Source organism: Rhodopseudomonas telluris (assembly GCF_042432815.1).
GTDB classification, from domain to species: Bacteria; Pseudomonadota; Alphaproteobacteria; order Rhizobiales; family Xanthobacteraceae; genus Rhodopseudomonas; species Rhodopseudomonas telluris.
Genome location: NZ_JBHLWM010000008.1, coordinates 721212 through 745155 on the forward strand (window position 1 = coordinate 721212; position 23944 = coordinate 745155).

20 protein-coding genes are annotated in these 23944 nt (G+C 65.7%); 18 read left to right on the top strand and 2 right to left on the bottom strand.

Going from position 1 to position 23944, the window contains the following annotated elements:
* The first annotated feature begins 2 nt into the window (after window positions 1–2).
* The 3 genes from ACFFJ6_RS20800 to ACFFJ6_RS20810 all read left to right on the top strand — a co-directional run bounded on the left by ACFFJ6_RS20800 (window position 3) and on the right by ACFFJ6_RS20810 (window position 4830).
* Window positions 3–3131, top strand: coding sequence for an efflux RND transporter permease subunit (locus ACFFJ6_RS20800; protein WP_378391400.1), 3129 nt, complete (start codon window positions 3–5; stop codon window positions 3129–3131).
* Between the two features lie 213 nt (window positions 3132–3344).
* The gene (locus ACFFJ6_RS20805; RefSeq protein ID WP_378391402.1) at window positions 3345–3725 is read left to right on the top strand and encodes a helix-turn-helix domain-containing protein; all 381 of its coding nucleotides are present in this window, start codon (window positions 3345–3347) and stop codon (window positions 3723–3725) included.
* Between the two features lie 142 nt (window positions 3726–3867).
* Window positions 3868–4830, top strand: a complete 963-nt coding sequence (locus tag ACFFJ6_RS20810) for a hypothetical protein (protein WP_378391404.1) — start codon at window positions 3868–3870, stop codon at window positions 4828–4830.
* A 129-nt stretch (window positions 4831–4959) separates the two neighbouring features.
* Here ACFFJ6_RS20810 and erpA read toward each other — a convergent pair whose 3' ends face one another.
* Window positions 4960–5292: an iron-sulfur cluster insertion protein ErpA gene (erpA, locus tag ACFFJ6_RS20815; RefSeq protein WP_378391406.1), complete on the bottom strand. Its 333-nt coding sequence runs from the start codon at window positions 5290–5292 to the stop codon at window positions 4960–4962.
* 108 nt (window positions 5293–5400) lie between these two features.
* Between erpA and ACFFJ6_RS20820 the strand changes: the two genes are divergently transcribed.
* From ACFFJ6_RS20820 to surE, 13 genes are all read left to right on the top strand, one after another.
* Window positions 5401–6615, top strand: a complete 1215-nt coding sequence (locus tag ACFFJ6_RS20820; protein WP_378391408.1) for a deoxyguanosinetriphosphate triphosphohydrolase — start codon at window positions 5401–5403, stop codon at window positions 6613–6615.
* Window positions 6616–6663: 48 nt separating this feature from the next.
* Window positions 6664–8457: an arginine--tRNA ligase gene (argS, locus tag ACFFJ6_RS20825; RefSeq protein WP_378391410.1), complete on the top strand. Its 1794-nt coding sequence runs from the start codon at window positions 6664–6666 to the stop codon at window positions 8455–8457.
* A gap of 102 nt (window positions 8458–8559) precedes the next feature.
* Complete coding sequence (locus tag ACFFJ6_RS20830; protein ID WP_378391412.1) at window positions 8560–10185, top strand: SPOR domain-containing protein; 1626 nt, start codon at window positions 8560–8562, stop codon at window positions 10183–10185.
* Between the two features lie 48 nt (window positions 10186–10233).
* Window positions 10234–11259 (top strand): beta-N-acetylhexosaminidase, encoded by a 1026-nt coding sequence (gene nagZ / locus ACFFJ6_RS20835; RefSeq protein ID WP_378391414.1) that lies wholly within the window; start codon window positions 10234–10236, stop codon window positions 11257–11259.
* Window positions 11256–12086 carry a segregation and condensation protein A gene (locus tag ACFFJ6_RS20840; RefSeq protein WP_378391416.1) on the top strand — a complete coding sequence of 277 codons (831 nt, stop codon included), beginning with the start codon at window positions 11256–11258 and terminating at the stop codon, window positions 12084–12086. The genes nagZ and ACFFJ6_RS20840 overlap by 4 nt, the downstream gene beginning before the upstream one ends.
* Window positions 12087–12106: 20 nt before the next feature.
* Window positions 12107–13318: an SMC-Scp complex subunit ScpB gene (gene scpB, locus ACFFJ6_RS20845; RefSeq protein WP_378391418.1), complete on the top strand. Its 1212-nt coding sequence runs from the start codon at window positions 12107–12109 to the stop codon at window positions 13316–13318.
* A 151-nt stretch (window positions 13319–13469) separates the two neighbouring features.
* On the top strand, window positions 13470–13709 hold the full coding sequence (locus ACFFJ6_RS20850) for a twin-arginine translocase TatA/TatE family subunit (protein ID WP_378391420.1): 240 nt from the start codon (window positions 13470–13472) through the stop codon (window positions 13707–13709).
* Between the two features lie 190 nt (window positions 13710–13899).
* Window positions 13900–14448, top strand: a complete 549-nt coding sequence (gene tatB, locus ACFFJ6_RS20855; RefSeq protein ID WP_378391422.1) for a Sec-independent protein translocase protein TatB — start codon at window positions 13900–13902, stop codon at window positions 14446–14448.
* Window positions 14445–15242: a twin-arginine translocase subunit TatC gene (tatC, locus tag ACFFJ6_RS20860; protein WP_378391424.1), complete on the top strand. Its 798-nt coding sequence runs from the start codon at window positions 14445–14447 to the stop codon at window positions 15240–15242. Before tatB ends, tatC begins: the two co-directional genes overlap by 4 nt.
* Window positions 15243–15458: 216 nt before the next feature.
* Window positions 15459–16886, top strand: coding sequence for a serine--tRNA ligase (gene serS, locus ACFFJ6_RS20865; RefSeq protein WP_378391426.1), 1428 nt, complete (start codon window positions 15459–15461; stop codon window positions 16884–16886).
* Window positions 16887–16978: 92 nt separating this feature from the next.
* On the top strand, window positions 16979–17545 hold the full coding sequence (locus ACFFJ6_RS20870) for a CAP domain-containing protein (protein WP_378391428.1): 567 nt from the start codon (window positions 16979–16981) through the stop codon (window positions 17543–17545).
* Window positions 17546–17842: 297 nt separating this feature from the next.
* Complete coding sequence (locus tag ACFFJ6_RS20875) at window positions 17843–20038, top strand: TonB-dependent siderophore receptor (protein ID WP_378391430.1); 2196 nt, start codon at window positions 17843–17845, stop codon at window positions 20036–20038.
* A 138-nt stretch (window positions 20039–20176) separates the two neighbouring features.
* Entirely contained in the window at window positions 20177–20944 is a 768-nt protein-coding gene (surE, locus tag ACFFJ6_RS20880) for a 5'/3'-nucleotidase SurE (protein ID WP_378391432.1), read from the top strand.
* A 37-nt stretch (window positions 20945–20981) separates the two neighbouring features.
* On the opposite strand, the gene ACFFJ6_RS20885 is transcribed toward surE, so the two are convergent.
* Window positions 20982–21353: a response regulator gene (locus ACFFJ6_RS20885; protein WP_378391434.1), complete on the bottom strand. Its 372-nt coding sequence runs from the start codon at window positions 21351–21353 to the stop codon at window positions 20982–20984.
* A 210-nt stretch (window positions 21354–21563) separates the two neighbouring features.
* Here ACFFJ6_RS20885 and ACFFJ6_RS20890 point away from each other — a divergent pair, with 210 nt between their 5' ends.
* Window positions 21564–22217 (top strand): protein-L-isoaspartate(D-aspartate) O-methyltransferase, encoded by a 654-nt coding sequence (locus tag ACFFJ6_RS20890; RefSeq protein WP_378392239.1) that lies wholly within the window; start codon window positions 21564–21566, stop codon window positions 22215–22217.
* Window positions 22218–22329: 112 nt separating this feature from the next.
* Window positions 22330–23754 (top strand): peptidoglycan DD-metalloendopeptidase family protein, encoded by a 1425-nt coding sequence (locus ACFFJ6_RS20895; RefSeq protein WP_378391436.1) that lies wholly within the window; start codon window positions 22330–22332, stop codon window positions 23752–23754.
* The last annotated feature ends 190 nt before the right edge of the window (window positions 23755–23944 follow it).

Below are 23944 nucleotides of genomic sequence, written 5' to 3' on the forward strand. Positions count from 1 at the left end.
CGATGACGCTCTCCGAGCTGTGTATCCGCCGGCCGGTGATGACGATGCTGATCACCGCGTCGATCGTCGTCTTCGGGATTTTCGGTTATCGGCTGCTGCCGGTCTCGGCGCTGCCCAAGGTCGACTTTCCGACCATCGCCGTCACCGCGACGCTGCCGGGCGCCAGCGCCGATACCATGGCGGCCTCGGTCGCCGGGATCATCGAACGCCAGCTCTCGACCATCGCCGGCATCTCCTCGATGTCGTCGAACTCGTCGCAAGGCACGTCGGTGATCACGATCCAGTTCGATCTCGGCCGCAACATCGACGCGGCCGCGCTCGACGTGCAGACCGCGCTGACGATCGCGCAGCGGCGGTTGCCGATCGAGATGACGACGCCGCCGAGCTTCCGCAAGGTGAACCCCGCGGAGTTTCCGGTGCTGTTCGTGGCGCTGAGCTCGGCGACGCTGCCGCTGTCGACCGTCAACGAATATGGCGACATCACCATCGGCCAGGCGCTGTCGCAGATCCCCGGCGTCGCGCAGGTGGTGATCTACGGACCGCAGAAATTCGCCGTGCGGGTGCAGGCCGATCCGGAAGCCGCGGCTGCGCGCGGGCTGTCGCTCGAGGACATCCGCGCTGCTGTGGCGCGCGCCAACTCCTCGACGCCGGTCGGCACGATGAGCGGCCCGAAGCAGGACTTCGTGCTGCAGGCCTCCGGCCAGATGGACAAGGCCGCCGACTATCGCCAGATCGTGGTGGCGTGGCGGAATGGCTCGCCGGTCAAGCTCGACGAGGTCGCGCGGATCTACGACAGCGTCGAGAACGATCGGCTCGCCACCTGGCTGAACGACGATCGCGCCATCGTGCTGGCGATCCAGAAGCAGCCGGACGCCAACACGGTGGCGGTGGTCGATCTCGTCCGCGAGCGGCTGCCGTCGCTGCGCGCGCAGATCCCGCCGTCGGTCGAGATGACGGTGACGATGGACCGCTCGATCTCGGTGCGGCAGGCAGTGTTCGACGTGCAGGAGACGCTGGCGATCGCCGTGGTGCTGGTCGTGCTGGTGATCTTCCTGTTCCTGCGCAAGGCCTCGGCGACCTTCATCCCGGCGCTGGCGGTGCCGATCTCGCTGCTCGGCACCTTCGCCGTGATGTACATGCTCGACTTCTCGATCAATAACATGACGCTGCTGGCGCTGACGCTGTCGGTGGGCTTCGTGGTCGACGACGCCATCGTGATGCTCGAGAACATCATGCGCCATATCGAGGACGGCATGCGGCCGTTCGAGGCGGCGCTGAAGGGCGCGCGCGAGATCGGCTTCACCATCATCTCGATCACGCTGTCGCTGATCGCGGTGTTCATCCCGGTGCTGCTGATGGGCGGCATCGTCGGCCGGGTGTTTCGCGAATTCGCCGTCACGATCTCGATTGCCATTTTGGTGTCCGGCTTCGTCTCGTTGACGCTGACGCCGATGCTGTGCGCGCGGATGCTCAAGGCGCACGATCCGCACAAGCGCGAGAACATCGTGCTGCGCGCTTTCGAGGCGATGTTCGCCGCCTGGCTGCGCGGCTACGAATGGGCGCTCGACAAGGTGCTGGCGCACAAATTCCTGATGTTGATGGTGACCTTCGCGACGCTCGGCGGCACGATCTATCTGTACATGGTGGTGCCGAAGGGCTTCTTTCCGCAGGAAGACACGGGCTTCCTGATTGGCGTCACCGAGGCCGCGACCGACACCTCGTTCGAGGCGATGAAGGAGCGCCAGCTCGCGCTGGTGCAGATCCTGCGCGAAGACCCGGCGGTCGACTACATCAACAGTACGGTCGGCGCCGGCGGTCCAAATCCGACCGCCAATTACGGCCGGCTGTTCGTCGGCCTGAAGCCGGTCAAGGAGCGCGATCCGGCCCCAAAGGTAATCGCGCGGCTGCGCCAGCAGGCGGCGCAGGTGCCGGGTGTCCAGGCGTTTTTCCAGAGCATTCAGAACCTGAACATCGGCGGGCGTATCTCGAAGAGCCAGTATCAATATGTGATGCAGGGCAGCGACACCGAGGCGCTGTATCGCCTCGCGCCCGAGATGCGCGACAAGATCGCCAAGCTGCCGGGCCTGCTCGACGTCACCACCGATCTCTATATCCGCAATCCGCAGATGACGGTCGAGATCGACCGCGAGAAAGCGGCCGTCTACGGCATCACCGTCGACCAGGTGCGTAACCAGCTCTACAATGCCTACGGCTCGCGGCAGATCGGCACGATCTATACGCCGACGAATGATTACCAGATCATCCTCGAGGTCCAGCCGCAGTTTCGCGCGGATCCGAATGACCTCTCGAAACTCTATCTGAAGACCCAAAACAATCAGACCATCCCGATCGAAGCAGTGGCGCGGATGGTGCCGACCGTCGGCGCGTTGCAGATCAATCACCAGGGCCAGCAGCCAGCGGTGACGATCTCGTTCAATCTCGCCGAAGGCCGTTCGCTCGGCGAGGCCGTCGATCGCATCACCCAGATCGAACGCGACTCCAATCTGCCGGCGACGATCTTCACCGGCTTCTCCGGCACCGCACAGGTGTTCCAGGAGAGTCTGCGCGGGCAGGGCGTACTGATCCTCGCCGCCGTGTTCGCTGCGTTCGTGATCCTCGGCATTCTCTACGAGAGCTTCATCCATCCGATCACGATCATCTCCGGCCTGCCGTCCGCCGGCATTGGCGCGATCCTGACGCTCATGCTGTTCAAGATGGAGCTGTCGGTGATCGCGATGATCGGCATCGTCATGCTGGTCGGCATCGTCAAGAAGAACGCCATCATGATGGTCGACTTCGCGCTGGAGCGGCGCCGCGTCGGGCTATCGGCCGAGCACGCCATCCGGGAGGCCGCGCTGCTGCGGTTCCGGCCGATCATGATGACCACGCTGTCGGCGATCTTCGGCACGCTGCCGATCGCGCTCGGCGCCGGCGCTGGTGCCGAGTTGCGCCAGCCGCTCGGCGTTGCTGTCGTCGGCGGCCTGCTGGTCTCGCAGTTGCTGACGCTGTTCATCACGCCGGTGATCTACATCTATCTCGACAAGATAGACGGCCGCTTGAAGCGGCGGCTTGAGCCTCAGCTCGAAGAGGTCGGCGAAGGCGTGCAGCCGCGCGCGACCGCGGCAGAGTAATTGCCGTTTCTTATCTCGCACGATCGAGCCGAACGCCCGCGTCGGGAGATGTGACGCATCGGCCGTCTGGCAGCCTCGCCTCCATTCTGAAGCCGTCCTCCCGAGAGCGCTGGCGATCGGGTGATCCTCGTAAATGCACGAGGCTTGTTTCCGTACACGATGCTTGGAGATACACGCTATGGTTGTGTTTCTGGGGCGCGTGCGGAGTACCTGATGTCCAGCCGTGGCGAGAGGATGGTGCAAGCCATGCGGCTGCGGGGCATGACCAAGCAGCACGCTTTGGCATTCGCGATCGGCGTGAACGAGAGCACGATCACGCGGTGGAAAAACAATGCCCCGATGTCGGTCGAGCACGTGGTGCTGCTGTGTCGTGCGCTCGATATCTCGCTCGATTGGTTCTTGACCGGCGAGGGGGCAATCGATGCGCCGAAGCCACCCGCTGGCTCGCTCGATCGGCGGGAGTCCGGATTCCTGTCCAGTATGCGGCAAGCCGAGGTCGCAATGAGTGAGCGGTCCAAAACGCTGCTTGTCGCCTTCGTTCAATCTGTACTTGCTCAAGAAGAACGCGGGCAGGACGTCGGCCGCTTGCGCTGAATGCAAGCAGCCCGGGGTGCGCCTTGCCGGCGACGCAATCAGAAACCGTCGTTCGGTGTAAAATACACGTATAAGTTGTGTGGCGGCTGGTTGATTCAAGCCAGCGGTAATCTGGGCCGGATCGATCCGGCAGGAGGTCAAAATGCCGACGACCATTACGATCAACGTCACGAACAACAGCAACGTGATGCAGAACTTCTTCTTCTTCCAGCAACCCGCTGCGTATTCCGGCGGCCAGCAGGTCTACACCAACAGCCTCTACAGCCAGGCCTTGCTGCCCTACAGCACGTCGGGTGCGGTTCTCACCTTCACGATGATCCTGCAGTACTACGCGGGCGTGCAGCAGCAGGTGCAACCGCCTCAGATCGGCCAGCCGTCCGGGCAACTGGCGGCGATCCAGGCCATCAATCTCACCTCGGCCTCCGGTGGACCGCAGACCAACAACACGACCAACATGACCGTGTCGCCTTCGTTGGGCCTGTCTGTTCCCGCCTACACCGCGGGTCCGCAAGCGGGGTCGTTCCGGATCGTGACGCCGACCTTCAATCCGGTGCTGACCAACTACAACGCGGGCTCCGCCGTGCAGGCGCTGTCCGGCGCCATCACCCTGTCGAACTTCGTGACGGTTCAGCCGAACAACAATCTCGACTGTCAGCCGATCATCAAGTTCTACGTGCAGACCGGGAGCTACACCGCCGGCACGGTCATGAACTTCACCAGTTCGTCGATCAACGCGGCGCTCTGCGACGCGACGCCCGGCTTCACGACGTTCAATGTGACCTACAATGTCGACGGCACCTGGACGGTGAAGAACATGGCGGTGAGTTCGCTGGCCGATGGTACGCTCGGTCTGGTGGAGCGGGCCGTCACCTCGAGCGGTCTGCTGGCGCCGATCGCACCCAACGCGGTGGTCAAGAACGAAGCCGGCACTGGCGTGATCTCGACCGGCAACGCCGTCAATTTCGACCTGCCGACGACGATCACCAATCTCAGCAATCCCGGCGGACTGGCTGTCTTCAAGGAATATCAGGTCGGGCCGACCAACGGTCCCTTCAAGGGGACGATGTGTACCAATCTCGCGGGGACCACGGGAACGTTCTCGTAGGCGACCGAACGGGACCTGAGCCGCTCGAGGTGTAACTCCGTCGGCAGAAACCATTGCGGGCAGATCTCGGGATCGAGATCTGCCCGCAAACGTCTTTTCGCCGCTATCCCGTCAGGAACGGCACCGGGCTCAGATCGAGAAGCTCGTCCCGCAGCCGCAGGATGCGGTCGCATTTGGGTTGTTGACGCGGAACGACGCGCCGATCAGGTCGTCGACGAAATCGACTTCCGAGCCGGCCAAGAACGGTACCGAGGCGGAGTCGACCAGCACCACGGCGCCGTCGCGGGCGATCACCAGGTCGTCGTCGGTCTTGGCGCGATCGACGTCGAACTTGTATTGAAAGCCCGAGCAGCCGCCGCCTTCGACGCTGATCCGCAGCATCGCGCCGTCGCCTTCGCCCTTGAGGATTTCGCCGATCCGGCGCGCCGCGCGCTCGCTGATGGTGACGCTGGTGTCGGTCATCTGTCGCTCCGTATCCCGAATAGGGATTGTGCCGTCATTGGATTTCCATGCAAGCCATAGTTAAGTGCACCGCAATCGAGAATCAAACGGGTCAAGGATAGCTTCAGCGTGTCGGTCGGGATGGCAGCTCCTCGCGCAGCCTATGGCTGCGATCCGGACCGCAGCCGCGGCCGGCAATTCGCCGAGCCGCCGAGCAGCAACCGCAGCGCGTTCCGGCGCGATTGCGACCGGGTGATCCACTCCAACGGCTTCCGCCGGCTCAAGCACAAGACCCAGGTCTTCGTGTTTCATGAAGGCGATCACTACCGGACCCGGCTCACCCACAGCCTCGAAGTCGCCCAGATCGCGCGGGCGATCGCCCGCCAGCTCGGGCTCGACGAGGACCTCACCGAGACGCTGGCGCTGGCGCACGACCTCGGTCATCCGCCGTTCGGCCATGCCGGCGAGCGGGCGCTGGACGCCTGCCTGCGCGATCATGGCGGCTTCGACCACAACGCCCAGACGCTGCGGGTGCTGACGGCGCTGGAGCATCGCTATCCGGAGTTCGACGGGCTCAATCTGACCTGGGAGACGCTGGAGGGCGTGGTCAAGCACAACGGCCCGCTGACCGACCGGGCCGGCAAACCGCTGCCACGCTATGTCGAACGCGGAGTGCCGCCGGGCATCGCCGAATTCAATCTGCGGTTCGACCTCGAGCTGTGGAGCTTCGCTTCGCTCGAAGCGCAGGTCGCGGCGATCGCCGACGATATCGCCTACGACGCGCACGATATCGACGACGGCCTGCGGGCCGGGCTGTTCCGGGTCGACGATCTGCGCGCCGTGCCGCTCGCCGCCGAGATCATCGACGAGATCGATCGCCGGTATCCCATTCTGGCCGAGAGCCGGCGTGGAGCGGAACTGGTGCGGGAGCTGATCTCGCGCCTGATCCGCGCGGTGACAGCCGAGACGGTTCGGCGCCTGGCCGCCACGGCGCCGCGGTCGGCCGAGGAGGTCCGCCGTGCGGCGACCGCGATGGTCGCTTTCCCGGCCGACATCGCCACCGCGGAGGCCGAGATCAAGGCCTTCCTCTGGACCCACATGTACCGGGCCGAGCGGGTAATGGCGGTGATGCGCGATGCCGAAGCGATCGTGGCTGACCTGTTCAAGCGCTACTGCGAGCATCCCGCCGATCTGCCGCCGGACTGGCTGCCGGCGGACGGACCGGTCGCGGAGTGCGAGGCCGACCGCTTCCGCCGCATCCGCAACTTCATTGCCGGCATGACCGACCGCTACGCGATCAACGAGCACCAGCGGCTCTTTGACTCGACCCCCGAATTGCGTTAGGCGGCCCCGGACCGGCCGAATGGCCGCCTTTCCAATCCCATTGCAGCCATGTCCGATCAAACGACGTCCACGCACCTTTTCGCCCATGTTCTGTCGCGCGTGCACGCGGCCTGCGCCGCGCTGATCGCCGAGGGCGTGCTGCCGGCCGGGATCGATCTGGCGCGCATTGTGGTCGAGCCGCCCAAGGACGCCTCGCACGGCGACATGGCGACCAACGCGGCGATGGTGCTGGCCAAGGAGGCGAAGGCGAAGCCGCGCGATCTCGCCGACAAGATCGCCGAGAAGCTGCGGGCCGAAGAGCAGATTGCCGACGTGGCAATCGCCGGCCCGGGCTTTATCAACCTGACCCTCAAGCCGGCGGTGTGGGCGCAGGCGCTCCGCGTCGTGCTCGATGCAGGCGCTGAATACGGCCGCAGCCGGATCGGCGGCGGCGAGAAGGTCAACATCGAGTACGTCTCAGCCAACCCGACCGGCCCGATGCATGTCGGCCATTGTCGCGGGGCGGTGTTCGGCGACGCACTGGCGAGCCTGCTGGTGACTGCCGGCTACGACGTCACGCGCGAGTACTACATCAACGACGCGGGCGCGCAGGTCGACGTGCTGGCGCGCTCCGCGTTCCTGCGCTATCGCGAGGCGCTCGGCGAAGTTATCGGCGAGATCCCGGAGGGGCTTTATCCGGGCGACTACCTCGTCCCGGTCGGGCAGGCGCTGAAGGCCGAATACGGCCCGGCCTTGCGGGAGATGCCTGAAGCGCAGTGGCTTCCGGTCGTCCGCGCCAAGTCGATCGCGATGATGATGGACATGATCAAGGGCGATCTCGCCGCTCTTTCCATCACCCACGAAGTGTTCTTCTCCGAGCGGTCGCTGATCGAGGGCGAGCGCAATCGGGTCGCAGATACCATCGACTTTCTGCGCGCCAAGGGCGACGTGTATCAGGGGCGTCTGCCGCCGCCGAAGGGCGCGCCGGTCGACGATTACGAGGACCGCGAGCAGACGTTGTTCCGCGCCACTGCCTATGGCGACGACGTGGACCGGCCGCTGCTGAAGTCCGACGGCTCCTACACGTACTTCGCCTCCGATATCGCCTATCACAAGGTGAAGTTCGACGCCGGCTGCCCGACCCTGGTGGACGTGCTCGGTGCCGACCACGGCGGCTACATCAAGCGGATGCAGGCTGCGGTCCAGGCGGTGACGGCCGGAAAGGGCGCGCTCGACGTCAAGATCGTCCAGCTCGTGCGTCTGCTGCGGAACGGCGAGCCGGTGAAGATGTCGAAGCGGGCCGGGGACTTCGTCACGCTTCGTGAAGTAGTGGATGAAGTTGGTTCGGACGCCGTCCGGTTCATGATGCTGTTCCGGAAGAACGACGCCGTGCTCGATTTCGACCTCGCGAAGGTGATCGAGCAGTCCAAGGACAATCCGGTGTTCTACGTGCAGTACGGCCACGCCCGGGGGCACTCGATCTTCCGCAATGCTCGGGAGCTGTTCCCGGATCTGCCGGAGGGCACGGCCGCCCGGATCGCGTTCCTGAAGGATGCCGCGGTCGAGCGGTTGACCGATCCCGCTGAGCTCGATCTGCTGCGCCGGCTGGCGCTGTTTCCGCGAACCGTGGAGGCGGCGGCGCTGGCGCACGAGCCGCACCGGATCGCATTCTACCTCTACGATCTCGCCAGCGAATTTCACGCGCACTGGACGCGGGGGCGTGATGCGCCTCATTTACGCTTCATTATCAATAATGATGCAGAGATTAGCAGGGCGCGACTGGCAATGGTTCAGGGCGTCGTCTCGGTTCTGGCATCGGGGCTTGCCATTCTCGGCGTCACAGCGCCGGACGAGATGCGATAGGGGACGGCCGGTCAGATTGGGGATCTGTAGCGGCTTTTGAGAGCGGCTTATCGTCTGCGTAAGCGGGTTTTGGCGGCTTTCCCGAATGGGACGCGACATCACATGACCGATCGATACCACGACCGACCCTTTCCGGCGGATGACGACGAGACCCGCGCAGCCTACGCCCAGCACAAGACTGACAACGATCCTCTCGCCGAGCTCGCTCGCCTGATCGGGCAGACGGATCCGTTCGGCAATCAAGCGCCGCCGGCGCAGGGCCGGCCGTCTTCGCGTGCGACCGATTTCCGTCCGAGCACTCCGGTGCCGCCGCTCGACGAAGAGGTGGCGCCGCAGCCGATGCCGTCGTGGCTGCAGCATCGCCGTGCCGCCGAGCCTGAGCCGGCTCCGGCGCCGCGTCCGGACTTCAGTAAGCCGCCATCCTTCGTCAAAGCGGCCGCGCCGCGGTTGGCCGACTCGCGGGGCTATGATCAGCCACGGTCCAGCGAGCCGCGGTTCGAGCAACCGCAGTTCGATCCGGTCCCGGTGCAGCCTTCGCAATTCGACCCGCAGCAGTTCGACCCGCGAGATTTCGATCAGCAGCAGCTCGATCCGCACCAGTACGATGCGGCTCGGTTCGATACCCGGCCGTCCGCTGATGCGTACGGTGCAGCTCAGCCGTCGTTGCCGCTGGAGCAGCCGCAATTCGTCCCGGCGCGCTATGACGACGCTCTTTACGGCCAGCCCGATCCTTTCCAGGTGCGGCCGGACGCCAACTATCCGGAGTCGCCTTACGGCTACGATGACGGCTATGCCGACGAGCCCGATACGCGCGCCGTCAAGCCGCGCCGCAACAGCATGGTGACGGTGGCCGCGGTGCTTGCGCTGGCTGTCGTCGGCACTGGCGGCGCATTTGCGTATCGCACGTTCAGCGGCGGTAGCCGTAGCGGCGAGCCGCCGGTGATCAAGGCCGACCCGACGCCGACCAAGGTGATGGCGGCGCCGGCGACGGGGGATGCATCGGGCAAGCCGATTCAAGATCGGCTCGCGGCCGGAAATGGTGTCGAGGCGCTGGTTTCTCGCGAGGAGCAGCCAGCCGATCCGTCGCGCGCCGGGCAGGGGACCCGCGTGGTCCTGCCGCAGCTCAATCAGAATCCGAATCCCCCGGCCGTCGGTTCGGTGTCGCCGAACGCACGGCCTAACCTGCCGGCCTCGAGCAATGGCGCTATTGCTAACGAGGAACCGCGGCGGATCAAGACGTTCAGCATCCGGCCGGACCAGGCCGACCAGGCTGCTGCCGCGGTCAATACCGGCGCCGCCAAGCAGGCCGCGCGCACGCCGCCCGCGCCTACAGCGGCGCAACAGCGACCGGCGACCCGACAGGTCGAGGACGCCAATGCGTCGGCCGGCAGCGCGCCGCTGTCGCTGAATCCGAATGCGGCGCCGCAGAGCAATCAACGGGTCGCCTCGCTGCCTCCCGCCGAAGCTCCCGCGACCAGCGGCGGCTATGTGGTGCAGATTTCCTCGCAGCGGAGCGAAGCGGACGCGAAAGCCTCCTATCGCGCCCTACAGGGCAAGTTCCCGTCGGTGCTCGGCTCGCGGTCTCCGTTGATCAAGCGGGCCGACCTAGGCAGCAAGGGCGTCTATTACCGCGCCATGGTCGGACCGTTCGGAACCCCCGATGAGGCGCAGCAGGTCTGCGGCAGTCTAAAATCTGCTGGCGGACAGTGCGTCGTCCAGAGGAATTAACGGCGGTTTCCTTGACCCTGGAGGCGCGCGCGGGCTAAGCGGCCCAGTATGACTTCGCGCGCTTTCATTACCGGTATTTCCGGCCTGGGCATCACGGACGAGGAGCGCGGATTTCTCCGCGAAGCCCGACCGTGGGGTTTCATCCTATTCAAGCGCAATGTCGACAATCCGGCGCAAGTCGCTGGATTGGTTGCTGAGTTGCGCAGATTGATCGACGCTCCCGACGCTCCGGTCCTGATCGACCAGGAGGGCGGCCGGGTGCAGCGGCTCGGTCCACCGCATTGGCCGGTCTATCCCCGCGGCGCCGTCTTTTCCGCACTCTACGACACTGATTCGCAGCTTGGACTGGCCGCCGCACGCCTGAGCGCGCGGTTGATCGCCGCCGATCTGGCCGACCTCGGCATCACGGTCGACTGCCTGCCGCTCGCGGACGTGCCGGTCGCCGGAGCCGACGCAGTGATCGGCGACCGCGCATACGGCAACGAGCCCGCCAAGGTCGCGGCGATCGCCCGGGCGGTCACCGAGGGGCTGGAGCAGGGCTCGGTGCTGCCGGTTCTCAAACATATCCCCGGTCATGGCCGGGCCACCGCGGACAGTCATTTCCGCCTCCCGACCGTAGATGCGCCCCGGGAGGAGCTCGAACGCACCGATTTTGCCGCGTTCCAGCCGCTCGCCGACCTGCCGATGGCGATGACTGCACATGTTGTGTTTAGCGCGCTCGATCCCGCCAAACCCGCGACCACTTCTGCGACAATCATCGATCAGGTGATTCGCGGCCGGATCGGGTTCCAAGGGCTACTGATGAGCGATGACGTCTCGATGAATGCGCTGGACGGCTCGATCGCGGACCGCACGCGGGCGAGCATCGCGGCCGGCTGCGACGTCGTCCTGCATTGCAATGGCAAGCTCGACGAGATGCGGCAAGTGGCGGCCGAAGTGCCCGAGCTGTCCGGCAAGGCGCTTGCGCGCGCCGAGGCTGCGCTGGCGTCGCGCAAGCCCGCGCAGTCGTTCGATCGCACGGCAGCACGGGCCGAACTCGAAACCTTGATCGGCCGCGCAGGGATGAGCGCATGACCGCTGAAATTCTGCAATTCGAGACTGGGCGGCCGGCGGAGCAGGTCGACCAGGACGAGGCGCTCGTTATCGACATCGAAGGCTTTGAAGGCCCGCTCGACCTGCTGCTCACGCTTGCGCGGCAGCAGAAGGTCGATCTGCACAAGATCTCGATCCTGGCGCTCGCCGATCAGTATCTGCTGTTCATCGAGGAAGCGCGGAAGATCCGCCTCGAGCTCGCCGCCGACTACCTGGTGATGGCGGCCTGGCTCGCCTTCCTCAAGTCACGACTGTTGCTGCCGGAGCCGCCGGCGCAGGAAGGCCCGAGCGCCGAGGAGATGGCGACCGCGCTGGCCAACCGGCTACGCCGGCTCGAAGCGATCCGCGAAGCCGCGAACGCGCTGATGACCCGGCCGCAATTGCAGCGCGACGTGTTTCCGCGCGGCGCGGCCGAGTCGATCGACGAGATCCGCCATCCGAAGTTCACGGCGACCCTGTACGATCTGCTCAGCGCCTATGCCACGCAGCGCCAGTCGCGGGTGCTCACTACCGTTCACCTCGCGCGCCGCACGGTTTGGTCGCTGAGCGAGGCGCGCGCGTCGCTGGAGCGGCTGGTCGGCCTCGCCGAGGACTGGAGCCGCCTCGACGAATATCTGCTGCGCTACCTGCCGGATCCTGCGCAGCGGGCCACCGCGCTGGCATCGAGCTTTGCCGCCGCGCTGGAGCTCGTGCGCGAAGGCGAAGTCGAACTGCACCAAGCCGGCCCCTTGGCACCTTTGTATTTTCGTAAGCGTCCGCCGTCTCCAGCGATGGAAGCGGCAGCCGTGCCGGAAGTTCCGGCAGGGTAGTGGAAGAAGGAGAGCGAGCCATGGCAAGTCTGGCGGAGAAGCGCATCGTGGAGTTCGAACCGCATATCGAACGCGACGAAGTCGTCACCGAACAGCAGCCGCAGAGCCGGCCCGAGGAGTTGCGTCTTCTCGAAGCCCTGCTGTTCGCCTCGCCCGAACCGCTCGAACAGGCGGCGCTGGCCAAGCGGATGCCGGAAGGCGTCGATATCAAGGCTGCGCTGGCGCAGCTGCAGGCGGACTACGCGCATCGCGGCGTCAATCTGGTGCGCATCGCCAACAAGTGGACCTTCCGCACCGCTGGCGATCTCGCCTGGCTGATGACGCGCGAGACCACCGAGACCCGCAAGCTGTCCCGCGCTGCGATCGAAATGCTGGCGATCATCGCCTATCATCAGCCGATCACCCGCGCCGAAATCGAAGAAATTCGTGGTGTCGTCACGTCCAAGGGCACCCTCGACGTGTTGCTCGAGACCGGCTGGATTCGACCGCGCGGCCGTCGCAAGACGCCGGGGCGTCCGCTCACCTTCGGCACCACCGATGCGTTCCTGGCTCAGTTCAGCCTCGAAGCGTTGAGCGATCTGCCGGGGCTGGAAGAGCTCAAGGGCTCGGGCCTGCTCGATACCCGCCTGCCGACCGGCTTCAGCGTGCCGACGCCGTCGGACGATCCGACGCTGCGCGAAGACGAGGAGCCGCTGGACGCCGGCGATCTCGATCTGGCGCTCGCCCCGGTCGCCGATCCGGAAACCGACGAAGCCGGACCCGCAGCCTCGCACGAACACGGACAGGCTGAAGCCGAGACTGCCGTCGGGGTGGTCGAGACCACCGACGAGCCGGAGACGGGATTCGCTGAATCGTCCGAGGTGGACGTGGCCGAGGTCGAGGTTGGCTTCGCGGAGACCGGCGAGCCGGCCTCCGATGATCAAGCGTCCGCCGAACAGGAAGCCGCGGCCGATGCCGTTGTTCTGGACGAGGCGGAGGATCACGACACGGCTTCAGATGCCGAGGTTGCGACTGAACTCACTGAAGACGAGACGTCGGACGCCGATCTCGAAGAGGCCGCGCTCGAATCGTTTGAAGACGAGCAGGGTGAGGTCGCAGAGGAGAGCGATGCCGCATTGGCTGCCTCCGATCTCGATGCCGTTGCCGAGGACTCCGATCAGCCCGATGCTGACCAGCCTGACGCCGGCGAGGCGGAGGATGGTGAGGGCGATCCCGACGGCGAGGCGCGCTAAAGGCCGCGGAGCGAGGCAACAGGAACACTGGGGCCGCGGCAATCACGTCGGCGTTGGCGCGGCTTAAATCCTTGTTTTTGATTGCTCTTGCCCCTAGTTTCTCAGACAGGGCACAGGCTGGCGCGCCGGTCGAGTTTCGGGAGATTGCAGGATGGGTTCACTCAGTATCTGGCACTGGATCGTCGTTATCGCGGTCGTCCTGCTGCTGTTCGGTCGCGGCAAGATTTCGGACCTGATGGGCGACGTCGCGCAGGGCATCAAGTCCTTCAAGAAGGGCCTGCAGGACGATGAAAAGACTGCCGAAAAGTCCGAGCCCGTGAAGTCGATCGATCACAATGCGACGGCCGGCACCGCGCCGAACCGCACCGACGTCGGCAGCAAGGCCGTCTGATCCGGCGACGCGCGTCGGACTGTGCGCCGTCACCGGCGCATGAGGCAAACCTGTGGCAGCGCCAACGCGCTGCAGCAAAGCTCTTGTGGTGACCCGGCGCGTCATGCAGGAGTGTCGCAGGGGCGAGTGATCGCCGTGGCGGATGCCGATCTCGGCCCGCCGGCGCAGTTTGGCATGTTCGGCACGTCTCATGTTCGACATCGGGTGGAGTGAACTGGTGGTGATCGGGGTGGTCGCGCTGATCGCGATCGGCCCCAAGGAACTACCCGGCGTGCTCCGCATGGTCGGGCAGTGGATGGGCAAGGCGCGCAAGCTCGCCTCCGAATTCCAGGGCCAGTTCCAGGAAGCGATGCGCGAAGCCGAAATGGCCGACCTCAAGAAGTCGTTCGACGAGGTCAGGGAAGCCACCGCCGGGCTGTCGACCAACAACATGCTGACCAAGCTCGGGACCGAGCTGTCCGAAGCCGCCGCGATCGACAAGAAAGACACCATCGATACGCCGCCGGTCGAGCCGACCACGCCGGTGCCGCCGACCGCGGAGACCTTCATCGAGGCCACCACGCATCAGGCCGTGACCAGCGAGCCGCTCGCGATCGTCAGCGAAGCGCAGGCGAGCGGCGCGCATCTTCCGGTCCCGGCGGAAAGCCATGCGCTGGCCACGCCGGACCTCGCACCGCCCGATCTCGCCCATCCCGAAGCTGCTCCCGCCGAGCCCATCAAGGACGCCAAAGCCTCATGAGCGCCGAGGATATCGAAGCCTCCAAGGCGCCATTGATGGATCACCTGATCGAGCTGCGCTCGCGGCTGATCAAGGCGCTGCTCGGATTCGGCGTGGCGTTCATCTTCTGCTTCTTCTTCGCCAAGCAGATCTACAACGTGCTGGTCTGGCCGTTCGTCTGGGTCGCGGGCGCGGAGAACTCGAAGTTCATCTACACCGCGCTGCTCGAATACTTCCTCACCCAGCTCAAGCTGGCGATGTTCGGCGCCGGCTTCATCTCGTTCCCGATCATCGCCACCCAGATCTACAAGTTCGTCGCGCCGGGCCTCTACAAGCACGAGAAGAACGCCTTCCTGCCGTATCTGGTGGCGACGCCGGTGTTCTTCGTGCTCGGCTCGCTGCTGGTGTACTTCATCGTGCTGCCGATGCTGGTGCGGTTCTCGCTCGGCATGCAGCAGCTCGGCGGCGCCGAGACCGCGCAGATCCAGCTGCTGCCCAAGGTCGGCGAATATCTGTCGCTGATGATGTCGCTGATCTTCGCCTTCGGCCTGGCGTTCCAGCTGCCGGTGATCCTGACGCTGCTCGGCCGGATCGGCGTGCTGACCTCGAAGCAGCTGCGCGAGAAGCGTCGCTACTTTATCGTCGGCGCCTTCGTCATCGCCGCGGTGCTCACCCCGCCGGATGTCATCAGCCAGGCTTCGCTCGCGCTTCCGCTGCTGGTGCTGTACGAGGGCTCGATCATCGCGGTCGGCATGGTCGAGAAGAAGCAGGCGGCGGCTGCCGCAGCGGCCGGCGCGTCTGACGCGGAGTCGTAGAAGCCGGCCGAGTAGGCGTACGTCTTCGGTCATCATGCCCGCGAAGGCGGGGCATCCAATCCGGCGGAACGCAGCGGCTAAATCTCGGACGCTCCGGTATACTGGGTCGCCCGCCTTCGCGGGCGATGACGGTTGAGGCGCGGCGGGCGGCTTTCAAATCCCGCTTATTCAGGCTACTTCAGCCGCTCCGGCCGACCCGCCCTCAGGACGATTCCCATGCACGACATCAAAGCGATCCGCGACAATCCCCAGGCGTTCGACGCGGCCTTCACCCGGCGCGGGTTGGCGCCGATCGCCGACAGCCTGATCAAGCTCGACGAGATCCGCCGCACGGCGATCCTCGCCTCGGAGCAGGCGCAGGCGCGGCGCAATGCGGCGTCGAAGGAAATCGGCGAGGCCAAGAAGGCCAAGGACAACGCCCGTGCCGACGCGCTGATGGCCGAGGTCGCCGAGCTCAAGACCACGATGCCCGCGCTCGAAGCCGCCGTGAAGGAGGCCGACGAGGCGCTGAAGAAGGCGCTGTCGGAAATCCCGAACCTGCCGCTCGCCGAGGTGCCGGAAGGCGCCGACGAGCACGGCAATGTCGAGCACCACCGCTTCGGCGAAAAGCCGAGCTACACGTTCACGCCGAAGCCGCATTACGACCTCGGCGAAGCGCTCGGCATGATGGACTTCGAAGCCGCCGCGAAAATCAGCGGCGCGCGCTTCACTGTGTTGAAGAAAGGTCTGGCGCGGCTCGAACGCGCGATCGGTCAATTCTTCCTCGACGTCCACACCGGCGACCACGGCTACACCGAAGTCAATCCGCCGCTGCTAGTAACTAGCAAGGCGATGTTCGGCACGGCGCAGTTGCCTAAATTCAAAGATGATCAGTTCGGAACGTCACGTGAGCTCAGCGATGCAGACTTTTTTGTTCGCATGAGCGAGAAAGCTGCAGCGCAGGCTGCAGCAAAGGGACGTGATAATCCTCTTATGTCTGACGTGATGGAGGCTTTCGAGGAGACGAGAGCTGAAGTTGCGGGGACTGATAAGCTATGGCTCATCCCCACCGCTGAAGTCTCCCTGACCAATCTCGTCCGCGAGTCCATCCTCGACGAGAAAGAGCTGCCGATGCGGCTCACCGCGTTGACGCCGTGTTTCCGCGCCGAGGCCGGCGCTGCCGGGCGTGATACGCGCGGCATGATCCGGCAGCATCAGTTCACCAAGGTCGAACTGGTGTCGATCACCACGCCGGAACAGTCCAAGGACGAGCACGAGCGCATGCTGAGCTGCGCCGAGGAAGTGCTGCGCCGGCTCGGGCTGCATTATCGCGTCATGACGTTGTGCACCGGCGACATGGGCTTCGCGTCGCAGAAGACCTACGACATCGAGGTGTGGATGCCGGGGCAGGGCGAGGGCGGCGCGTATCGCGAAATCTCGTCGTGCTCCGTGTGCGGCGACTTCCAGGCCCGTCGCATGGATGCACGCTCGCGCGGCCCGGACGGCAAGCCACGCTTCGTCCACACGCTGAACGGTTCCGGCACCGCCGTCGGCCGCGCGCTGATCGCGGTGATCGAGAACTATCAGCAGGAAGACGGATCCATCGCCGTGCCCGAGGTGCTGCAGCCCTATATGGGCGGGCTGAAAGTGATCGCGAAGGCATAGGGCACATGACTCTCCCCGTCATTGCGAGCGCAGCGAAGCAATCCAGGGCGCCTTGCTCGGCGCTGGATTGCTTCGTCGCTGCGCTCCTCGCAATGACGGTGTTACTAATTGGAGCAATCAGCACACCCGCCTTCGCCGCCGGACCCGCCGAGCTGATCTCCGAGTTCCGCGCCAAGAACGGCGAGGGCAAGGTGACGCTCGATGCGACGCTCAATGCGATCGCGCAGCAGCAGGCGGCGGGGATGGCGGCGAAGGATGTGCTCGATCACGACGTGGTCGGCAATTTCAACGTCCGCGTCGCGCCGTCGAAAGCTGGCAGCGCGGCGGAGAACATCGCCTATGGCTACGACAGCTTTCCGAAGACGCTCGGCCAGTGGATCAACTCCCCCGGCCATCGCCGCAATTTGCTGCTGAAGGGCGCCACCAAGGTCGGCGTCGCCAACGCCAAGAGCGCCAGCGGCCGAACCTATTGGGCGATGGTGATCGCCGGGGGCTACGACAAGCCGAAGCCCAAGCCGTCGGCGAAGCCGACCAAGTCAGCCAAGCCGCCCGAGGTCGCTGCGAAGGGCTCGGTCAAAGGGGCTGCCAAGGACAAGCCGGCGAAGCCGAAGCCGGCGCCGCGTGACTGCACCATCAAGATGCTGGGTCTGTGCTTCTGAGCGAGTTGCGGTGCTTACTACCCGCTACTTTCTCGTGTCGCCGCCGCGTTGTCCGTCGCACCATCGACTGGAATCATTCCAGGCCTATGCGGTCGTGCTGCGAGCCCGATGCTCACAGGCCCCATTTCGTGCGGAGTTCTCGCCGCAATGTGGGCGAATGTCGCAGTTTGTTTCTGGACCATTTCAAATTGTTCCAGATCGGTCACCCACGCATAAGCCCGCTCAGTTGTTCGTGCTGGGGGACTTGGAATGCCGGGATGGAAAGTCTCGCGACGCGTGGCGCTCGCGAGCTGCAGCTTGTTGATCGGGGATGCGTGCTGGAGTCGTGAGGGCCATGCCCAGACAACGCTGCCGTCGGTCACGGTCGAGGCGCCGAAGCCGGCGCAGGCGCGGCCCGCGCGCGCCGAGCGCCGCTCGACTGCCACACAGCAGCGCCGAACGGCGCAGCGGGTCTCACCGGCTCAGCCTCCAGCTGCGGTCGCGCCGGCATCCGTGACGACGCTGTCGCGCGCGACCGGGCCGGTCAGCGGTTTCGTCGCATCGGCCAGTGCCACCGGCACCAAGAGCAACACGCCGCTGATCGAGAGTTCGCAGTCGGTCTCGGTCGTGACCCAGGATCAGATCCGCGACACCGGCGCACGCACGGTGGGCGAGGCGCTGGCCTATACGGCCGGCGTACAGACGCAGCCGTTCGGCTACGACGCGCGCTACGATCAGTACATGATCCGCGGCTTTTCGAGCACGCAATTCGGCAACTATCGCGACGGTCTGCGCCAGGGGAACGGCCTCTACGTCTATTTCCGCAACGAGCCCTATGGGGCCGAGCGCATCGAAGTGCTGCGCGGGCCGTCCTCGGTGCTGTACGGCGCCAACGACGCCGGCGGTCTGGTGAACTACGTCAGCAAGATGCCGCTGCCGTACCGGCTCAACGAGGCCGGCTTCGACGTCGGCAATTTCAACCGCTACCAGGGCCGGTTCGATTTCAGCGGACCGGTGCCCGGCCACGACGATCTGCTGTATCGCTTCACCGGCCTGGTGCGCGACAGCGGCACGCAGATTCCCGGCACCTGGGACGACCGCGTCTTCCTCGCGCCGAGCGTCACGGCGAAGCTGGGCGAGGATACGACCCTCACCATTCTGTCGGAGTACACGCGCAGCAAGGCCTCGATGTGGCCGTACTACATGCAGAACCCGCTCACGGGCCACATCACCGATATCCGGCTCGGCGATCCGGCGTTCGACACGCTGAAGATATCGCAGGCCTCGATCGGCTACCGGTTGGAACATCGCTTCAACCCGGCGCTGACGTTCCGGCAGAACGTGCGCATCGGCCACGCCCGGCTTGACGGCGACATGATCGATGGGCTCGGCCTGTCGGCCGATGGGCGCACGCTGAACCGCTATGCGTCCAACTTCAAGGAAACGCTCAACACCTTCGCCATCGACAGCCAGATCGAGGCGAAGCTGGTGACCGGACCGATCCGGCACACCGTGCTGGCCGGCGTCGATTACTTCCGGCAGGCGACGAATTTCGGCTACTCCGTGGGATCAGCGCCGCCGCTCGATTTGACCAATCCGGTGATCGGCGTCGCGTTCCCGACCTCCGAGCTGTCGCTGCTCGCCGCCAACCGGCAGACGCTCGGGCAGCTTGGCCTCTATGTGCAGGATCAGTTGGCGCTCGGTGGCTGGCGCCTGACCGTCGGCGGCCGGCAGGACTTCTCCGAACTCTCGCATTACGACGAACTGGCGAGCACGACCACCACCAGCAAGCCGGATCGCTTCACCGGGCGCGCCGGGCTGCTGTATCTGTTCGACAGCGGTGTCGCGCCTTACGTCAACTACGCAACGTCGTTTCTGCCGCAGGCCGGCACCACGGCGCCGGGGCGGGGCGCGTCGCCGTTCGCGCCGACCACCGGCGAGTCGATCGAGGCCGGCATCAAGTATCAGCCGCGCGGCTGGAACAGCTACTTCACCGCGACCTGGTTCAACCTGACCAAGGACAATGTGCTGACGGTCGATCCGGTGTTCGGCGCGATGTACTCGGTGCAGACCGGGCAGGTGCGGTCGCGCGGAACCGAACTCGAAGCGGTGCTGTCGCTCGCGGAAGGCCTGAAAGGCATCGCCTCCTACAGCTACACCGAGGCCGAGGTGACGCGTAGCAACGACGCCGATCTCGGCAAGGTGCCGATCGGCGTGCCGACCCAGCAGGCTGCGATCTTTATGGATTACACCTGGCAGACCGGGGCGCTCGCCGGGTTCGGTCTGGGCGCGGGCGTGCGCTGGATCGATCGGACCTGGGCGGATTCGATCAATACCGTGCGCAATCCGGCGATCACGGCGGTCGACGCCGGCGTGCATTACGATGTCCGTGGCGTGCGGTTCGCCGTCAACGCGCGCAATCTTGGCGATCAGCGCGTCGGCATCTGCAACGGCGGCAACTGCACCTTCACGCAGGGCCGCACCGTGCTCGGCAGCGTCACCGCCCGCTGGTGACGGTCGCGGCCCCGGGACGCCGCCCGCGTCCCGCGGCCGCCGGCCGATCCGGCCGGCAGCAGCCGAATTTGCCTCTCTGGCCCGGGCCGGATATGACGACGGCCTCAACAACGACCTTCAGAGAGGCGCCCGAGCGACATGCGGATTCTGTGCACCAATGACGATGGTATCCATGCGCCGGGGCTCAAAGTGGTCGAGGAGATTGCGCGGGCGCTGTCCGACGACGTCTGGGTGGTGGCGCCGGAGCTCGACCAGTCGGGCGTGTCGCATTCGCTGTCGCTGAACGATCCGTTGCGGCTGCGCGAAGTTGGGCCACGGCATTTCGCGGTGCGCGGCACGCCGACCGACTGCGTGATCATGGGCGCGCGGCACATTCTCGGCGACAAGGCCCCGGATCTGGTGCTGTCCGGCGTCAACAAGGGCCGCAACGTCGCCGAGGACGTGGTCTATTCCGGCACCATCGCCGGCGCGCTCGAGGGCACCATTCTCGGCTTCCCGTCGTTCGCGCTGTCGCAGGAGTTCTCGATCGACACCCGCAACGCGCCGCTGTGGCACACGGCGAAAGCGCACGGCCCTGACATCCTGCGCAAGGCGATCAAGGCCGGCGTGCCGAAGAACACGGTGATCAACATCAACTTCCCGGCCTGCTTGCCGGACGAGGTGCAGGGCGTGCGGGTGACCCGGCAGGGCAAGCGTAATCAGGGCTTCCTGAAGATCGACCAGCGTCACGACGGCCGCGGCAATCCGTACTACTGGATCGGCTTCGAACGCATTCTGGTTGCCGACATGCCGGCCGAGGGCACCGATCTCGCCGCGCTTGCGGCGCGCTACGTGTCGGTGACGCCGCTGCGCCTTGATCGCACCGACGAGGCGTTCTCGGCGACCTTGGCGCAAACGCTCGGGTGAGGGCGTCGCCGCACCCTGCGGCCCGGTCTGCTGCGGATTACGCCGCGCCGCGCAGGGTGCTGTCGAGGGCCTGCTTGAGCGACTCGATCTGGAACGGCTTCTGCAGCGCCGGACGATCGCGGTAGCCCTCCGGCACGCCCTGGGTGCCGTAGCCCGTGGCGAAAATGAAGGGGCGGTTGCGCGCCTTCAGCACGTCGGCGACCGGCGAAATCACCTTGCCGTTGACGTTAACGTCGAGGATCGCGACGTCGAATTCGGTGGTGCCGGCGAGCTTGACGGCTTCGTTGATCTCGCCAGTCTCGGCCGCAACGCTGAAGCCGAGTTCTTCCAGCATATCGACGACCATCATCCTGATCATGGCTTCGTCTTCCACCAGGAAGACGGTGCCGGCCGGCTTATCGATCGTCATTGGGTCATCCCTTGGAAGCCGCCCGCAATCTGGGTCGGCTGTTCGCCATAAGTTCGCAAATAAGGCCTTGCGGCGCAATCTCAACCTTTGGGGTTTGCGACGCACTGAAGCACAGGCTTGCCAGAATTCCGGCGGCAATCCAACAATTTGATGGAAACGGCGAGTCGGCTGCGGAACTCGCGTCGATTCGGGCCGGCGCGCGAGAGGGCGATGAATAGTTCCGTGGCGGCTCCGCCGGAAAAGATGATGTTCCAGTTGAGCCTGCGCCGGCGCGGGATCAGCGACCGCGGGGTGCTGCAGGCCATGGAGGCCGTGCCGCGCGACCGGTTCGTCGATCCGATCCATCGGCCGAACGCGTGGCGCGACACCGCGCTGCCGATTCCCTGCGGCCAGACCCTGAGCCAGCCGTTCGTCATCGCCTACATGACCGAGCAGCTGCGCATCGAGCCCGGCCACCGCGTGCTCGAGATCGGGACGGGTTCCGGCTACCATGCCGCGGTATTGTCACGGCTGGCGCGCGACGTGGTCAGCGTCGAGCGATTCCGGACGCTGGCCGACCGCGCCCGGGCGCGGCTGCGCGAGCTGAACTACGGCAATGTCGAGGTGGTGCTGGCGGACGGCTTCGCGCTGCCGGATGGGCAGGGCACGTTCGACCGTATTCTCGTTACCGTCGCGACCCCCGAGCTGCCGCAGTCCCTGCTGGACCTGCTCGACCCCGGCGGCGTCCTGATCGCGCCGGTCGGCCCGGCCAACGGTCGGCAAACGCTGATCCGGGTGCAGCGCAAGGACGACGAACTGATCCGGCGGCCGCTGGTCGACGTGCGCTTCGTCGGCGCCCTGCCGGGCATTGCCCGCGAGCTGTGACCGAACTGCACCAAGGTGTGTCGTCAAGGCCCGTCTCGGCTCTGGCTTAAAGCGTTGTTTACTCCGTACGTGTTTACTCAATTTACCTTAAGTTGCGTATGAGTGAGTAACCATGTCCCGCGTAGTCGAGTTGCTTTGCTCGCGTCGGGCTCCGCAAATGGCGGTGCTGGCGTTTGTGTCGGTCGGATTCAGCGCCTGTAGCGCGGACATGCAGACCCGGTTTCAGCAGGCGCCGTTCGGGCCTGTCGAATCCACCGGCTCTGTGCAACAGCGCCCTCAGCCCCAGCGTTACGCTGAGCCGCGCGAGTTGCCGCAATACTCCCGTCCGCAGTATCAGCCGGCGCAGCCCCAATATCAGTCGCAGGCTCTGCCGCCGATCTCGGCGCCGGCGTCCTATCCGGTCGCGGGTGGCGCTGGCGGCGTGTCGGGTGGTGGCCGCGGTGTCGCGTCCTACGAGCCGCCGCCGCGTTATGAAACTCCGGCTCGTCCCCCGGTGGAGGCGACCGGCACCGTTGCGCCGCGCTCCGTCGCCGCCGCGCGTCCGGCTGTCGCTCCCGCTCCGGTGGCTCCGGCGGGTACCACGATCATCGTCGGCACCAGCGACACGCTCGAAGGCCTGTCGCGGCGCTACAACGTTTCGACCGCCGACATCCTGCACGCCAACGGCTACAAGGGGCCGCGCCGCCTGCAGCCTGGCCAGTCGCTGGTCATTCCGCAGCGGACCGCCGCGCTGCAGCCCCCGGTCGCGGCAACGCCGCCGGCCGCGCGCCCTGTCGCCGCTGCTCCGGCTGCCGCACCCGCGCGGGTGCACTACGTCAACAGCGGCGATACGCTGATGAATCTCTCGCGCCGGAACAACGTCTCGCTGTCCGAGCTCGCGCGCGCCAACAATCTGCCCACGACCGCGCACCTCAAGCCGGGCATGAAGATCAACATCCCGGGCGGGCAGGCCACCGCGATGGTCGCACCGGCTCCTGCGCCGGCCCCCGTCGCCCAGGCTCCGGCCCCGGTTGCCGCCGCCCCGGTGCGGATGGCCACCGCTGCGCCGGTCGAGCCGGTGCAGAAGGCCCGCATGGTCGCGCCGACCGAAACGCCGGCTGCGGCTGCCGAACCTGCCGAGACGTCGCCGGTCAAGGCGGCCGAAGCCACCGGGGCGCTGCCGAGCTTCCGCTGGCCGGTGCGTGGCCGCGTGATCACCGCTTACGGCGCCAAGACCAACGGCAAGTCCAACGACGGCATCAACCTCGCGGTGCCGGAAGGCACCCCGATCAAGGCAGCCGAAGACGGCGTGGTGGCCTATTCGGGTAACGAGCTGAAGGGCTACGGCAACCTCGTGCTGGTGCGCCATTCGAACGGCTACGTCACCGCCTACGCCCATGCCAGCGAACTGATGGTCAAGCGTGGCGAGACCATCAAGCGTGGCCAGGTGATCGCCAAATCCGGACAGTCGGGCGAGGTGGGCTCACCGCAGCTTCACTTCGAGATCCGCAAGGGATCGTCACCCGTCGATCCGCTCAAGTTCCTCAACGGCGCCTGAGCAACGCCGTCGAGAGAAAGTGCCTGACAAGCTGAATGCCCGGCGCCAATGCCGGGCATTTTTTTGTTGTCCGCGTCCGCTCTCTTTCGTGTCCCGGACAAGACGCGCAGCGTCGCCGATCCGGGACCCCGGTTTACTTCGCGTGGATGAAGCGCGCGCGGCGGCGCGCAAAACCGGGGCCCCGGATCTG

Bases quoted from the DNA above. Each gene is read 5' to 3' on its own strand.
- ACFFJ6_RS20800 (WP_378391400.1), top strand. From the start codon at position 3: ATGACGCTCTCCGAGCTGTGTATCCGCCGGCCGGTGATGACGATGCTG.
- ACFFJ6_RS20805 (WP_378391402.1), top strand. From the start codon at position 3,345: ATGTCCAGCCGTGGCGAGAGGATGGTGCAAGCCATGCGGCTGCGGGGC.
- ACFFJ6_RS20810 (WP_378391404.1), top strand. From the start codon at position 3,868: ATGCCGACGACCATTACGATCAACGTCACGAACAACAGCAACGTGATG.
- erpA (WP_378391406.1), bottom strand. From the start codon at position 5,292: ATGACCGACACCAGCGTCACCATCAGCGAGCGCGCGGCGCGCCGGATC.
- argS (WP_378391410.1), top strand. From the start codon at position 6,664: ATGTCCGATCAAACGACGTCCACGCACCTTTTCGCCCATGTTCTGTCG.
- ACFFJ6_RS20830 (WP_378391412.1), top strand. From the start codon at position 8,560: ATGACCGATCGATACCACGACCGACCCTTTCCGGCGGATGACGACGAG.
- nagZ (WP_378391414.1), top strand. From the start codon at position 10,234: ATGACTTCGCGCGCTTTCATTACCGGTATTTCCGGCCTGGGCATCACG.
- ACFFJ6_RS20840 (WP_378391416.1), top strand. From the start codon at position 11,256: ATGACCGCTGAAATTCTGCAATTCGAGACTGGGCGGCCGGCGGAGCAG.
- scpB (WP_378391418.1), top strand. From the start codon at position 12,107: ATGGCAAGTCTGGCGGAGAAGCGCATCGTGGAGTTCGAACCGCATATC.
- ACFFJ6_RS20850 (WP_378391420.1), top strand. From the start codon at position 13,470: ATGGGTTCACTCAGTATCTGGCACTGGATCGTCGTTATCGCGGTCGTC.
- tatB (WP_378391422.1), top strand. From the start codon at position 13,900: ATGTTCGACATCGGGTGGAGTGAACTGGTGGTGATCGGGGTGGTCGCG.
- tatC (WP_378391424.1), top strand. From the start codon at position 14,445: ATGAGCGCCGAGGATATCGAAGCCTCCAAGGCGCCATTGATGGATCAC.
- serS (WP_378391426.1), top strand. From the start codon at position 15,459: ATGCACGACATCAAAGCGATCCGCGACAATCCCCAGGCGTTCGACGCG.
- ACFFJ6_RS20870 (WP_378391428.1), top strand. From the start codon at position 16,979: ATGACGGTGTTACTAATTGGAGCAATCAGCACACCCGCCTTCGCCGCC.
- surE (WP_378391432.1), top strand. From the start codon at position 20,177: ATGCGGATTCTGTGCACCAATGACGATGGTATCCATGCGCCGGGGCTC.
- ACFFJ6_RS20885 (WP_378391434.1), bottom strand. From the start codon at position 21,353: ATGACGATCGATAAGCCGGCCGGCACCGTCTTCCTGGTGGAAGACGAA.
- ACFFJ6_RS20890 (WP_378392239.1), top strand. From the start codon at position 21,564: ATGAATAGTTCCGTGGCGGCTCCGCCGGAAAAGATGATGTTCCAGTTG.
- ACFFJ6_RS20895 (WP_378391436.1), top strand. From the start codon at position 22,330: ATGTCCCGCGTAGTCGAGTTGCTTTGCTCGCGTCGGGCTCCGCAAATG.